Genomic DNA, 13,704 nt, shown 5'->3' with positions numbered 1-13,704 from the left:
TCACGAACCATGGATCACTTACACCCAATGCGGCTTCGAACAGCTTGCTGTGCATGACCTGCCTTCGTCTTGGTTATGGATAAACCGGGACGATACCACCCACTGAAAATTCAACAGAGGCACTATAGTTATGTGGTACTCGGCCGTGATGAGGTCGGACGCTTCCGCGCAATCGACCTGAAAGTGAGCTTACCGCACATCGGCACCGCACGCAGTCAACTGAAACGCATGATAGCCCGGCATAGTGAGACGGGCCAAAGTGTTTTCCCTCAGCATGACACCCAAGGGCAGGCCTTCGACATTTTGACGTCCATCGTGGAACGGAACCGCCTTCATCCCTCCTTCCTCATTCTTTCTGAAAACAAGTTCTGGGTTGGCGCCCGAACGGTCGTTTCGGAAATGATGAAGCACTTTGTGGATGTTGACGGCAACTTCGTTGAGCAATTTCAGACAACGGGATTCGATGCGCGACTCTGGGAACTGTATCTGTTCGCATACTTCAAGGAGGCGGGATTCCATTTTGACAGAGACATGCATGCGCCCGACTTCGTACTCGGTCGATATGGTCAAAAGGTCGCCGTCGAAGCAGTCACTGTCAATCCGAGTGACACGGAAGTCCTCCGTCGAAAAGACCAGCCCGACTGGCAACCACGCGACCAAGCTGACATTGAGCAGCGTTTGCTCGCATACATGCCGCTTAAATTTGGAAGCACACTACACTCGAAGCTATCAAAGAAGCCGTACTACTGGGAGCTCGAACACGTTAAGGGACTGCCGCTCGTCTTTGCTCTTGCAGACTTCCACGAACCGCAGTCGATGACTTGGAGTCACCCGGCGGTGCTTGAGTATCTCTACGGCATCACACAGACCGCAAGCCACGACGAAGACGGCAACCTTCGCCTTGAAACCAAAGCGGTTGACCCGTACGTCAAAGAAAACGGCACAAAGATACCCGCTGGATTTTTCAATCTACCGAATGCGGAACACGTGAGCGGTGTCCTGTTTTCGAGTACAGGAACCTTGTCGAAGTTCAATCGCATTGGTCGAATCGCTGGATTCGGCACTGATGCGTCGAGGATGATACGCATGGGCGCGTGCCATCACCATGACCCAAACGCTAGCAAACCGCTGCTGTTTCGCTTCGAAGTGAAGCCGGGTGAGGTCACCGAAACATGGGCAGAGGGCTTGTCATTGTTTCACAATCCCAATGCTGCGATTCCGATAGCGGACGATATGTTCCCGGGCGTTGCTCAACACAGACTGCAGGATGGCCAGTTCCGAAGTCTCATTCCGGAATTTCATCCCTACATGTCGTTGACGTATCACTTCGCCATAAGGGACGACTAATCGCAAAGCGCTCAACATGCGCTGTTCCAGTGGGAGCCGATATCCTCTACAGCAATGTGAATCTAGGCCGACGGCCGGGACATTAAGCCGAGCGGCATTGCTCATGTAGTTCAAAGCATTCTTACTTATTACGGAACAGAGGAAGAAGGGAGAGAGGCATGGCATTCGTTCATCACATCTCGATTCGGGTCCCCTGGCATGACGACCAGTGGCGGGGTACGGTGTGCAAGAAGCCACGTGACAATGGCGCGTGCGTAGTACTTCCAGAAATCGCTGAGGGCAAGCGTGATGAGGCCGAGATATGTATTGCGGGCCGCCGTTTTGACGAGATTGAGGAAAGCGAGTTGCCGCCGTGCGTAAAGGAGCGGGCATCCTTTATGGCACCCTTCACTTTGCGGCGCAACCTTACACACCCGTACAAATATTCGGATAGTGCCGCGCACAACGACCTGCAGCCGATGGGACTGCAGCAGCCACCTTTTTCCGCAGCTTGCATCCCGTTCAAATGGATGCGTCGCGAGTTTGCCGACGATATCGCCAGGGGCTGGCGTTTGGACTATGACCTCGCTCGCGAGCCCACCGAACCCAGCTGGCTGGCCGAAGCTGGGTGGGTGCAGAACGGTCGCAACCAGCGGGCCATGCTCGAAGGCTTCTTTTCTACCATCAAGGAAAAGCGCTCGCTATGCTTCTTTTACGCCAAACAGACGCCATTCTCGGATGACCGAAGGCGCGTGCTAATCGGTATTGGGCGTGTAGAGCAAATCGGCAAGCCGCTCCAGTACGAACGTGAAGGAAAGTTGACCGAAGCAGATACGTCGTATGTCTGGGACGTGGTAGTCCGCCATTCGATTCGTGCGGAGGTTGGTGAAGGTGGGTTCTTGATGCCGTACGCCGAGCTAGCGGCAGCTCAAGAACAGGGCGCGGATGTGGATTGGGGCCGGTGTTTGGCGTTTTCGCCGGCTGACCGGCTTTCGGAGTTCTCATACGGAGCTGAACACGTCACCCACGATGGCTCGTTGTCCGCCCTGCTCGAGTGCCGGTTGGCGCTTGAAGCGGCGAAAGACGTGCTCTACCAGGCGGACAGTGTCGCGCAAGCCTTGCGCTGGATTGACGCGAGAATCTCCGAGCTGTGGAAGCTGCGGGGCCCGTATCCTGGACTCGGCGCTGCATTGTCTGCATTTGGAGTCCAGAACGGGAACTTCCTGGCGCTGCACTTGGCAGACCACCTATATGAGAACGACGACCCGTGGCCTCTTGTTGACAAGGTCATGCGCAAGCCGGCGTCCCTGCCACCAACGCTGGCCAAGCTAGTCACTGGTGACTTGACCGACCAGTGGAAGGCGCTCAAGGCCAGTCGCCTAGAGTTGCTCAAACTCCTTGCTCGCGTTGCATTGACAAACGAACAAGCGAGCCGATTTTACGTTCGAGCCGAGCGTTACGCCGCCGGAATTGACTACGAAGATTCGCAGCTGCTTGAGAATCCGTATCTTATTTATGAAGGTGACCGCTTCTCGGTCCCGACGTCAGACGAGGGAAAGCTGGAGCGCGTGACGCTAGAAACCATTGACCGGGGTGCCTATCCGGCGGATGTGGTTAACGAGAAGCACCCCCTGCCGGACCAGTCGCGAATGTCGGGACCTCTAGATAAGCGCAGAGTGCGCGCCCTCGTAATTGGGCAGCTTGAAGAAGCAGCGCTCTCCGGCGGTCATACCATGCTTCCTGAAGACCTTGTGGTTCTTGGAATTCGCAACGCGAAACTGGAGCCTCCGTGCCCCGTCACGGAGGACGTTATCGACGCCGTCGCCGAGTTCTTCCCGTACGAAGTTAGCAGGGTGGTGCTGAAAGGTGGCAAGCCCGCGTTGCAGCTACACCGCTACATCATGTCCAAGAAGCTGCTCTCATCGCAAATTCACTTGCGTGTACGGCAGGGCGCCAGATTCACGTTCCAGGACGATTGGCGAGCACGACTGGATAGGCTTCTTCCGGAACTCGACGAGGCGGACAAGGACGAGATGAGGGCACGTGAGGAAAAGGCCGCAGCCTTGGCTGAGCTTGCTGCCTCGCGCTTTTCCGTCCTGGTCGGGCCGGCCGGCTCGGGCAAGACGACTGTGCTGCGAGCGCTGTGCCAGCACGAACAAATCGCGGCAATGGGTGTACTCTTGCTAGCACCTACGGGTAAGGCGCGTGTGCAGTTGTCGCAAAAATGCGGCCATGACGCCCAGACATTGGCTCAGTTTCTTGCCGGCTGTGGCAAACGCTACGACACACGGACGGGTGTCTACAAGACCGTTCCCGGCGCGCCTTACAAAGGCTGCAAGACCGTCATCGTCGACGAAGCCTCGATGCTCACGGAAGATATGCTGGGTGCGTTGTTCGACGCAGTAAAGACTAGCGTGGACCGGCTCATCCTGGTCGGTGACCCAAGGCAGCTGCCGCCAATCGGTGCCGGCAAGCCTTTCTTCGATGCAGTCACGTACCTTACGCACGACCAGCCCAACGTCGTGTTTCCAATGGTCGGGAAAGGGTATGCCGAATTGACCATTCAGCGCCGGCACAAGCAGTCGGGCGAGCAGGACGGCTACCCAGTCGACTTGCAGCTTGCCAATTGGTTCAGTGGCAGACCGCTGGCGCCCGGCGAGGACGAAATCTGGTCAATTCTGGAAGGGACGGGGGATACCACTGGGCGTGTCGTGACGCATCGCTGGGATACGACGGAAGAACTTCGCACGACGTTGCTGGAAGTCCTGCGCACGGAACTTGAGTTGCAGTCCCTCGAGGACCAGCATGCTTTCGCTACCAGCTACGGTGGCGTATTAGGTCACAAAACCGTGGAATTCAATCCTGGAGCAGCGTCCGAAGTGGAAGCGTGGCAGGTCCTTACCCCTCTTCGCAATGACGTGCTCGGCGCCAAAGACATCAACCGTCTGCTTCACAAGACCTTCCGCAAGGACGCCATTGCGTGGGCAGGCAAACGTTCTGACAAACGAGGTCGAATCCCGCCTCCGCGCGGTCCGGAAGGTATTGTCTACGGGGACAAAGTCATTAACGTTCGGAATCACAATCGCAAGTACGTTACCCCGGAAGCAAAAGCACTCGAGTACATCGCCAATGGCGAGATTGGCGTCGTCGTAGGAGATTTATTGAAAGACGGCACGAACGGTAAGGCGCCTTGGCTCACAAAGGTGGAGTTCTCTTCGCAACCTGGTTTCGTCTATAACTTCGCGCCGTGGGATTTCGACGATGAGCGTAGCCCGCTGCTCGAACTGGCCTATGCAGTGACAGTTCACAAGGCTCAAGGGAGTGAATTTGGTACTACCATTCTGGTCTTGCCCAAGAAGAGCCGGCTCATCACCCGCGAAATGCTGTACACGGCGTTGACCCGCCAGCAGCGCCGAGTGGTCGTCCTCCATCAAGGTAACTTGTCGGAGCTGCAGAAGCTGGCCAGTGATGAGAACGCTGTTATCCCGGGGCGCTTCACGAATTTGTTCGAGAAGGAAAACCCCTTGATGCTTCCGGCACCTGTGGAAGTGAACGGAAAATGGATGGACGAGAAGCTCATACACCGGTCGCGTCGAGGTACCGCGTTACGTTCGAAGTCGGAGGTCATCATCGACGACGCGTTAGCTGCGCACGACGTAGTTGCGGGATATGAAGTGCCGTTCTTCAGCAGAGACGGCCAGCATTACCGGTTGCCGGATTTCACCATCGAAGACCAGGCAATAGGACGCACCATCCTATGGGAGCACTGTGGGATGTTGTCCGACGAGGGATACCGGAAGCGCTGGGAAAGTAAGCTGCAGTGGTACCGGGAGAACGGCGCCCTCCCGCTCGAGGAAGGTGGGGGCGACAGGGCGACGCTGGTCGTAACCCACGACGATGAGAGTGGCGGAATCGACGGACGAAAGATAGACGCACGGATTGAAGAGCTCTTTGGCTGACTTTACAGCTCCAATGTCAGACGACTTACATCGTCCAGATGCGTGATGGCGAAACGCCAAGATACTCGAACGAGGCCGACGGCTCATAGGCTTTTGACAATCTTGGATGCAACACCTCGCCGGACACTCCTGGCTGAACGCCCGTTGCACAAGGAACTTCATGGCAGCCCTTCGAGTAGTCTTTGATTCCAATGCGTTCCAGCCGGGGACTTTCGAATTGTTGGAGCAGAGTTCCATGCTCAGACATTGCCGAAGCGGTCGCATCATCCCCATCTATAGTCACGTGTTCATTGAGGAAACGTTGCGAGCATACGGTTCCCTGCGAAGGCGTGATGATTTGGTGCGCCGCTGGCTGCCGTTCATTGCGGCGAGCGCCGACAGATTGTGCAACGACTTTTTGACCATTTGGCATGAGGAACTCGTGCAAGGCCGAGGTGTACGCGCCCGTATATTCATGCCTGAGCGCGACCGTGAGTTGCTCGTAAGCCGATTGCCCAATATCCCTCTGGACGGCTCTTGGCGTGCGTGGCATTCAGCACAGGCAGAGATTGCTCGCGAGGACACGAAGCGGAGCACACAACGAAAAATATCGGCGCAGATGCGTGAACAGGTAGCGGACTGGCGCAAGGCGACGCGTTATCAGCCCAAGCGCCACGGCAGGCCACCTATCCATGACCTTTTTGAAAATGAGGTGGACCTAACCGGGCGAGAGTTCGCAATGGCCCTGATAAAGGCTCACAATCCTCGTGAGGTGGCATCCCGATGGGCACGAGCGAAGCAGGCATACCCATTTTTCACGATGTTCGTCGTCAATATGGTGTACATGGCACATTACTCGATGCTGCAGGCAAATCAGCCAATCGACTTGAATGCACAGGCGGACCTTGACCTAATGACGCACCTCCTCCACGCGGACATTCTGGTATCGAACGAGCAAGGATTTCTCAAGCAAGCGTTCACCGACCTGTGGCGACCTAGGCGCAAGGTTCTGATGACATCGGAAGCCTTTGTCCGCTTTCTCTGCAAGCTCTGACGGGTCGCGTAGCGCAGCGCGATGGCTGTCTGTCAAGTAGTTGACCAATAGCTACGGTCCACAATCGTACATCATTCGGTCAACTACTTCTTCCGTTTCAAAGTTGATGCGCACCGGGCGCGGTAGCCGGCACCGGTCGGCGACGTTGGCAAAACGCTCCTGTCTCATCTCGTACTTCGACGAGCTGCACAAGCCTTCGATTGAGAGACGAATTCTTGCTCTCATCTGTAATGCCCACGATTTCGCACCCTCACGTGCAAATAGAATTGCATGAAACCGGGCATCTCATGCAATTCTATTTGCACCTCCGCAGTTTTTTGCGTTCGCGGCGAGCCGGGGCCGGCCACGGCACGGCGCAACGCATGGCCCCCTTTTTGGCATCGCTCAGCCAAAACAGGTTCGCAGTGCGCCGCCTCTGCTGTTGCCTCGCGCAGCCTCGCAAGGCTCAAGAAGCTAAGTTTGGATTGCCAGAAACTGTAATTGCAAAGAGCGTGGGCAGGTGAGCACGAACTACGGTCATTCATCCAACGTCGCAACGTGCGGCATTAGCGTGGCTTGACGAATCGGAGATTCGTCGGTCCGTCGGATAGGACCACAACGCGTACCGTTTCATAAGTTACGTCGCGATACCCAACTTCGCGAGACTCTGGGCTTCCCGGGTACCAAACGTTGTACTGGCCGCCCATATACCTGCCACGTTCGTGCGTCCAACTTGTCTCTGGCGCGAACACCTCGCGAACCTCGTCGGACTCATCTGCGTCGGCGTAGTGCGTCATAAACAGAACGCGGCTTTCGGGGTCCGCGTCGGCGAGAATCTGCAGCAGCTTTGAAACTGTCAGAGCGCTCGGCAAGGCGGCTAGTCCCGCGACAACAGGTGCCATCGTGCATTCGCTCCCCCACCGCTGCGATAAAGCGTCTTGGGCTCGGCACGGCCAGTCTAGCCACGAGGACTTGCGCGCAATTAGCGCAACCATTCCATCGTCGGGGTAATGACGCAATACGGAAACCGCTTTTTCTCTGAGCGTCGCGACATCCGCCGTAGATGTCATCTGTGAAACGTCAGACAGCAGCCGGCGCGCATTTAGCAGCGCACGCGTTCATTCGTCGGGTAAACATGTGGTGGATGACTCTGCATACGTATTTCACTCCATCAGGAACAGCTTTGAAGACGCCGCCACCGCCTCGGGTGTGACAGAGGACGTACGCCGTGCCCTCATTGGGCACGCACAGGTAGCAATGAGGCGTCGCTACGGCAAAAAAAGATGGAAGGAACTGTCACATCGTTCCAGACAGGGCGCTCATTGAAGCAATCGACATGGTCGGGTACGGCGGACTTGATTTATCGATTTATCTCGCGCGACCCTTGATGCCAGTCCCCGCTAACCGCCACGCGGCATAGCAGGGCGCGACGTCTACAGCCCAGCGGTGCGCAGTCGCCAGTAATGTTGCGTTACCAATCTCGCAAGGCCGTTTCACCTGTGTCTAACTTCCCCTCCTACACTTCGAGCCGTGGTCACTGAAATCGCACTCGAATGTGCGGGGGAGTAGGGAAAATGAATACCAAAATCGTTGGCGTTGCATTCGGTCTTACCGCGTTGGCAGCGTCCACCGCCGCGTCGGCGCATGTCGACGTTGGCGTAGGCATCGGTATTCCGGTCGGAGTCTATGCGCCGGCAGAGCCAGTGTACGCACCGCCGCCTCCCGTGGTCTATGCTCCGCCGCCTCCCGCCGTATACGGTCCGCCGTCAGTCGCCGTCGCGTACGGCGGTGACGACGACTGGCGAGCCCGTGAATGGCGCGAACGGCGCGAATGGCATGAACGCGAATGGCGTCGGCAGGAGTGGCGTGAGCACGAGTGGCGCGAGCGTCGTGATTGGCGAGGATATTGAAATAGCGGCGGAAAGCACCACATCCGAATAATCAAACGTCAGAGTATTTTCGAATGAAAGCTAGTCCAATAAGAATCGCCTTGGTTGCAACGACGCTGGCATTGGCGACAGCAGGCACGGCAAACGCCGCCGGCTGCCTTAAGGGCGCGGTGGTAGGCGGCGTCGCCGGGCATTACGCGGGACACCACGCTGTCGTTGGTGCGGTTGGTGGTTGCATGGTGGGCAGGCATCTTGCGAAGCAGCACGCGCAACAGGAAGCAGCTCAACAGCAGGCCGCGCAGCGCCAGGCAGCGCGGGTGCAATAAAACGAAATGTCGTCGGCTTGCTGCACCCGGTGGAACCAGAAAATCGCCGGTCCACCGGGCATCTGGCAACGACCCTTAGCTCGTCAACTCGGCGCCCGACTCGACTGCCGCCACCGGAGTCGGCCTGGCTGCGGCCTTGCGCGGTGCATTCGTTGCCGACGCTTTCTTGACTGCACCCGGCACCGTGCTCTTCGCTGCTGCTTTCTTTGCCGGCACTTTCACGCTCGTGGCCTTCTTGGCAGCAGTCTTCTTCGCGGTCGCGCCCTTCTTCGCAACAGCCTTTGTGACCACCGGTTTCGCATCGGCCGCCGCACTGGCGCCGTCAATCAGAAACTTGCTGCGGTCCTTGGCGCCAGCAAGCCAAGCCGGCGCGGGACCCCGGCCGCTCCATGTCGCGCCCGACTTGGGGTCACGGTATTTTGCCGGCTGCGGACCTTTTCGCTGCCCCTTGCCCACAGTCGTACCAACCGACTTCGACGTCTTTTTGACCGCAGTCTTGGCCTTGCTCGCGGCACCCGCGGTCGCAACCTCCGTCGCTGCAGCGGCACCTGCAATCAAAAACTTATTACGGTCTTTCGCTTCAGCAATCCACGCCGGCGCGCGACCGTGGCCGCTCCACGTCGCTCCCGTTTTGGGATTCAGATATTTCGGCGCTGCTTTGTTTTTGTCAGCAGCAGTGGTCTTTTTCTTGCCGGCAGCGCCGACCTTCACTCCCTTTGTCACCCGCTTTGCCGACGCTTTGGCTTCAATATCTGTTGTCGTCAAACCGTGTTCGAGCATCAGCTTTCGAATCTGGTCCACGACAGCCTGCGCCTTCTTTGCCGCCAGAGCTTCGGCCTGTGCCTGCAGCTTCTTCATTTTTGCCTGTATCTGTTCTAGTGTTGCCATATGGACTCCGTCCGAATGATGAATGTCCGCACTATGCCATAGGCATCGTGGCATGCGCATAACTCTGGTGAGCGAAAGCCGAAGACTCATCTCAATAACGACTATCGGCTTCAATCCATTGTTTTGTTAGCGCTGCACCATATGTGCAAGAAGCTCGGTCTGCGACGTCGACATGTTCAGATGTTCATGGCGTTCGTACCTTGCAATCGCGGCGCTTGTCAGCCGCCCCATGTTTCCATCTGCCTGGCCGTGTAAATATCCGTGCGCTATCAGATAGCGTTGAATATCCTGCCGGGTATCTGCATCGGTCGTGGCGCTGACAGGTGCCGACACTGTCTGGTAGCTGCCAAGTCGGACAAGATAGCGGTAGGCGTTGGTGCCCGGCTCCGTGTGTGCAATGGCATACGTGACAACAGGTGCGACGGTATCGCGTATCGTTGGCACCCAATGCATTGCTCCGGAAACACCGTACATTGCTCCGACGAGCGACGCGGTAACGGAAAAGATACATGCGCCCTTCAATGGAGCCCAGTTACGGCCACGCTGGCGATACTCAACCGGCACCTTTAGTCGCATGAGAGAACTCGCCACCGCGCTGAAGAGCCAACCTAATGGCGAAATTGCCACCATCGCAAACGCCGACGATATCAGCGCATAGGCCAGAGGTAGTAGGGCTCCCGCTGGGTCGGACGGTGAAAAAGAAGTAAAGCTGTCGGCCGTTGCGACGAAGCCGCCGACGACAGGGAACAAGGCGACGGCCGCCCACGCGACGCGCGAGTTCGCCGGCGACACCTTATCCAATATGTGGAGAAACGCGTCGCCGATAGATTTCGCGGCTTCAGACGACACGAATCCTTGAGCAACGCGAACAATCGCCGGAGCAGGATTTGCCCGACTGTCCTTGCCAAGTTTCGCCACTGCCTGCAGGGCGCGGTCCAGAACCGGCACACTGCGGAACGCCAAAAAGAGCTTCTTCGCCTCCCGTCGGACGTTGGACGGGCCACGCTTTCCCGTGGTCAGGGACGCGATGCGTTCGAGTTCTGCGCGCAGCAGTTGGTCGAAAACGGGCGGGGTGGTGACTGGAACTACATTCGCGCCGACGGCAGCGACGCGGTATGGGCTCTTGAGCACATCAATGCCGAGCTCGACTACTTCTGCCGAGCCCTCGTAACGGGCGACCCAGTTGTCGTTCTCGTTGTACTCGGTCCCCGCCAGGTCAAACGGAACTAGCGCGCTTGCACCTGAGGGCCCGCGAGCCATAAGGGCGCGAACTAACGCTTCCGCTGCAAGCCCGGAGTGTTTGGGTACACTCCACCACGGTCGAGCAACTGCCTGAACCCTTGAAACATCCGTAAAGAAGCCATGCCCCGAACATGCGCCGCATGTTTGCTTGCCCGACCCACCGCAACTCGTACAGACCACACGACCGCGCCCACCACAGGATGAACAGGTCTGCCGGACGGTTTGTGAGTAGGTTTCGTTATTTCGGCCATTCCATCGAGTGTGAGTCGCCGTGTGGTTACGCCAGCCAAGGCCGCCACAGCCGCCGCACCCCCTCTTTCCGCTGCCCGAACAGCCGCCGCATGACACGCGGCCGCTCCCCCGACAGCTTCCGCATCGCCTGAAAACGGAGTACGAGCCGAAGTCGTGAACAATCTGGGTGGTGGAAGACCAGTCGAGCGCTTTCGACCGTGCGGCGTCCACCCGTTGCATAAAGGAACCGCGAATGTCACGGCTGCGTACGGCCTGTTGGCACAACCGTTGAAGGTGGTTTTGATAGTCGGTCGCCCGATAGTCGAAATGCCCGCCGGATACCGCTGCGTTGCCCTTTGAAGTCGATGTCGTTATATCGTGCTCGAATCGCCAGGCCACGTAGGCTGTCACGAGGTATCGCTCCGTCGATTCGCCCGTTGAAGCAATGTCGCGGTCATTTACGTGATTGCCGGCGAAAAGATGACGAAGATTTTGTAGCAGGTTTCGGCCCTGCTGACTGAGTTGCGCGTTTGACATTGCCCTGCCTGTTCCTCGGAATGCCGCTCTCCAGCGGTCGTCCATTGGCATAACGGCTCATTAGGCACTATCTTTAATTTCTCGGAGAACGCGACTCAACAGACGGGCCGAAAGCATCAACGTTATCCGAAACGCATCAAAACAACGACGGGGACACCATGCGCATATCTGCCATTTCAGCTCAGAACTTTCGCTCACTACGCGACATCAAGTTGACGGTAGGGAATTTCAATATCCTTGTGGGACAGAACAACCACGGGAAGACCAACCTGCTCGAGGCCCTTGCGTGGTTCTATTCCGGGAAATCCGAACCGGGGGTTCTTCGCCATGTCGACGCAGGCGATGCAGAGGTCGTGGTCGAAGTCGAATTCTCAGGCGTGCAGGCGGGTTTAGCGCAAATATCCAACGAGGATAACCGTACGAAGCTGAGTCGCATCATCGGCGAAAGTGACACGATGCGCGTGCGCAGGACATCGACTGACCCGAAGAACCGTTTCCTTTTGCACCCTGGCAACGGCGATTGGGTCAGGCAACCAACTGGTGTCGACAGCACGTTTAATAATTGCATGCCAAGGTTTGAGTTCGTGGAGGCCACCAAGAGTCTGAAGGAGGTTCTCGCGTACAAAAATACGACGCCTATCGGCCAGATGCTGAGTGGCATCATTACGGAAGTTTTGGAGCAAGACGAGGCCTACAGGGAGTTTCGGGAAAAGTTTGAAGCTCTCTTCGGCTCCCCGGAGTCCGGCGTGCGAAAAATGCTCAATGACCTGAGCGAGCGGGTTCAAAAACATCTCGAGAAGCAGTTTCCAGATTGTCGTCGAGTGGACTTCCGGGTCGACGAACCGGAGTTTGACGAACTGCTGAAAACATATACCACTCATCTTGACGATGGCGTGGCGACAACCGCCGAGGAGAAAGGCGACGGAATGCAGCGGGCGCTGATGCTCGCTGTAATCAACACCCACGCGGACTTTCGGCGAGAGTCGGCTCTCGGCCGCTCTTTCATTTTCTTTCTGGACGAAGCTGAACTGCACCTACATCCTACGGCGCAACGCCAGTTGAAGACTGCCCTGTTGTCGTTGTCGGCGTCTGGCGACCAGGTCTTCCTTACGACACACTCGTCGGTGTTTATCGCAGATGAGTATCCGGACCAAAAAGTTTTCCGTGTGGAAAAATTGGACAGAAACACGACCATAGGCATCGTCGAACACATGGACCGACAGGAGGTCGTGTACCAACTACTTGGAGGGAACCCCGCTGACCTGTTGCTGCCCGCCAATTTTCTGCTCGTGGAAGGACCGAGCGAGGAAGTTTTTCTCCGCAGCATCATCAAGCGGTTCTATGCCGATAAACCCAATATTCAAGTGGTAGCGGCCGACGGTGATGACGAGCGTCAGAGGCAATATCTTTCTGCCATCTCAACGGTGTACGACCCGCTCCGGCAGACCCCCATTTATGGCAGCAAGCTGGTTCTCCTATGCGACATGCCAAACGGTGAGGACAAACAGCGAAGGTTCAACGCATTTAGGGCCGCAAACGGGCACCTCGAACGGAACGGCCAGCTGCACGTTTTGCCGGTGAACGGCTTGGAAGACTATTATCCGGCGGCACTCCGCGCGCGGTTCGCGAACATTCAACGGAAAACACTTCTCGCCCGAAAGATGGCTGAGGAGATTACACAGGTACAATTCGAAGGCGAGATGCCGGTCGCATATGCTGCGCTCGAGCACTGCTGGGCACACGCCTACGTTGCATAGCGGTATGCAGACGATACGGCGCGGCGGCTCCGTCGATTGCTGCACAGTCGCAGAACCTCAGTGACGCGTACCGGCCAGTTCATCAAGAATCGGGCACTCAGGGCGAGAGTCTCCTTTGCAATGCTGGACGAGGTATTCCAGCGTTTCCTTCATCTCGTTCAGCTCCTGCAGCCGCAGGTCGAGTTCGGCGATGTGTTGCTTCGCGAGACGCTTGACCTCGCTGCTCGGTCTGCTGCGGTCTTGCCATAGCCCCAGCAGCACGGCGATTTGCTTCATCGGAAACCCCAGCCGCCGCGCCTGTCTCACGAAGCGAAGTGTCTCGATATCGGTCGAACCGTACACCCGGTAATTCGACCCCGTACGGCTGGCAGGCTTGACGAGTCCGGTCTCCTCATAATGCCGAATCATTTTCGCCGACCCCGATGGGCAGCTCAAACTCCTCCACTTGTGGGCGGCTAAATTCCCCCAGGCAGGACGAGCGGATTATGCGTCGGATTCCTCAGTGACGGCAAGTCTGGCGGCGGCTTCCCGCAGTCG

10 protein-coding genes are annotated in these 13,704 nt (G+C 57.3%); 6 read left to right on the top strand and 4 right to left on the bottom strand.

Annotated elements, in window-relative coordinates:
• Positions 1-132: 132 nt before the first annotated feature.
• The 3 genes from L5014_RS37715 (at position 133) to L5014_RS37705 (ending at position 6,318) form a co-directional block, all read left to right on the top strand.
• Complete coding sequence (locus tag L5014_RS37715) at positions 133-1,347, top strand: hypothetical protein (RefSeq protein WP_238468954.1); 1,215 nt, start codon at positions 133-135, stop codon at positions 1,345-1,347.
• A gap of 158 nt (positions 1,348-1,505) precedes the next feature.
• Complete coding sequence (locus tag L5014_RS37710) at positions 1,506-5,285, top strand: AAA family ATPase (protein WP_238468953.1); 3,780 nt, start codon at positions 1,506-1,508, stop codon at positions 5,283-5,285.
• A gap of 160 nt (positions 5,286-5,445) precedes the next feature.
• Positions 5,446-6,318 (top strand): hypothetical protein, encoded by an 873-nt coding sequence (locus L5014_RS37705; RefSeq protein WP_238468952.1) that lies wholly within the window; start codon positions 5,446-5,448, stop codon positions 6,316-6,318.
• A 545-nt stretch (positions 6,319-6,863) separates the two neighbouring features.
• On the opposite strand, the gene L5014_RS39150 is transcribed toward L5014_RS37705, so the two are convergent.
• The gene (locus L5014_RS39150; protein ID WP_420800205.1) at positions 6,864-7,406 is read right to left on the bottom strand and encodes a hypothetical protein; all 543 of its coding nucleotides are present in this window, start codon (positions 7,404-7,406) and stop codon (positions 6,864-6,866) included.
• 465 nt (positions 7,407-7,871) lie between these two features.
• Here L5014_RS39150 and L5014_RS37700 point away from each other — a divergent pair, with 465 nt between their 5' ends.
• The gene (locus tag L5014_RS37700; protein WP_238468951.1) at positions 7,872-8,207 is read left to right on the top strand and encodes a hypothetical protein; all 336 of its coding nucleotides are present in this window, start codon (positions 7,872-7,874) and stop codon (positions 8,205-8,207) included.
• Between the two features lie 53 nt (positions 8,208-8,260).
• Positions 8,261-8,512: a hypothetical protein gene (locus L5014_RS37695; protein WP_238468950.1), complete on the top strand. Its 252-nt coding sequence runs from the start codon at positions 8,261-8,263 to the stop codon at positions 8,510-8,512.
• A 75-nt stretch (positions 8,513-8,587) separates the two neighbouring features.
• On the opposite strand, the gene L5014_RS37690 is transcribed toward L5014_RS37695, so the two are convergent.
• Complete coding sequence (locus tag L5014_RS37690; RefSeq protein WP_238468949.1) at positions 8,588-9,400, bottom strand: H-NS family nucleoid-associated regulatory protein; 813 nt, start codon at positions 9,398-9,400, stop codon at positions 8,588-8,590.
• Between the two features lie 126 nt (positions 9,401-9,526).
• Positions 9,527-11,410, bottom strand: a complete 1,884-nt coding sequence (locus L5014_RS37685) for a peptidoglycan-binding protein (protein WP_238468948.1) — start codon at positions 11,408-11,410, stop codon at positions 9,527-9,529.
• Between the two features lie 158 nt (positions 11,411-11,568).
• On the opposite strand from L5014_RS37685, the gene L5014_RS37680 reads away from it, so the two are divergent.
• Complete coding sequence (locus L5014_RS37680; RefSeq protein ID WP_238468947.1) at positions 11,569-13,167, top strand: ATP-dependent nuclease; 1,599 nt, start codon at positions 11,569-11,571, stop codon at positions 13,165-13,167.
• 57 nt (positions 13,168-13,224) lie between these two features.
• Here the strand turns inward: L5014_RS37680 and L5014_RS37675 are convergent, their stop codons facing one another.
• Positions 13,225-13,575, bottom strand: coding sequence for a MerR family DNA-binding protein (locus L5014_RS37675; RefSeq protein WP_238468946.1), 351 nt, complete (start codon positions 13,573-13,575; stop codon positions 13,225-13,227).
• Positions 13,576-13,704: the final 129 nt, after the last annotated feature.

It is taken from the genome of Paraburkholderia tagetis, assembly GCF_022213065.1.
Taxonomy (GTDB): domain Bacteria; phylum Pseudomonadota; class Gammaproteobacteria; order Burkholderiales; family Burkholderiaceae; genus Paraburkholderia; species Paraburkholderia tagetis.
Note: the sequence above shows the minus strand (reverse complement) of the source record. Positions and strands in the feature narration are given on the sequence as shown.

What these genes read in the sequence shown, in the direction of transcription:
- L5014_RS37710 (WP_238468953.1), top strand. Translation starts at nt 1,506, where the DNA reads ATGGCATTCGTTCATCACATCTCGATTCGGGTCCCCTGGCATGACGAC.
- L5014_RS37705 (WP_238468952.1), top strand. Translation starts at nt 5,446, where the DNA reads ATGGCAGCCCTTCGAGTAGTCTTTGATTCCAATGCGTTCCAGCCGGGG.
- L5014_RS37700 (WP_238468951.1), top strand. Translation starts at nt 7,872, where the DNA reads ATGAATACCAAAATCGTTGGCGTTGCATTCGGTCTTACCGCGTTGGCA.
- L5014_RS37695 (WP_238468950.1), top strand. Translation starts at nt 8,261, where the DNA reads ATGAAAGCTAGTCCAATAAGAATCGCCTTGGTTGCAACGACGCTGGCA.
- L5014_RS37690 (WP_238468949.1), bottom strand. Translation starts at nt 9,400, where the DNA reads ATGGCAACACTAGAACAGATACAGGCAAAAATGAAGAAGCTGCAGGCA.
- L5014_RS37685 (WP_238468948.1), bottom strand. Translation starts at nt 11,410, where the DNA reads ATGTCAAACGCGCAACTCAGTCAGCAGGGCCGAAACCTGCTACAAAAT.
- L5014_RS37680 (WP_238468947.1), top strand. Translation starts at nt 11,569, where the DNA reads ATGCGCATATCTGCCATTTCAGCTCAGAACTTTCGCTCACTACGCGAC.
- L5014_RS37675 (WP_238468946.1), bottom strand. Translation starts at nt 13,575, where the DNA reads ATGATTCGGCATTATGAGGAGACCGGACTCGTCAAGCCTGCCAGCCGT.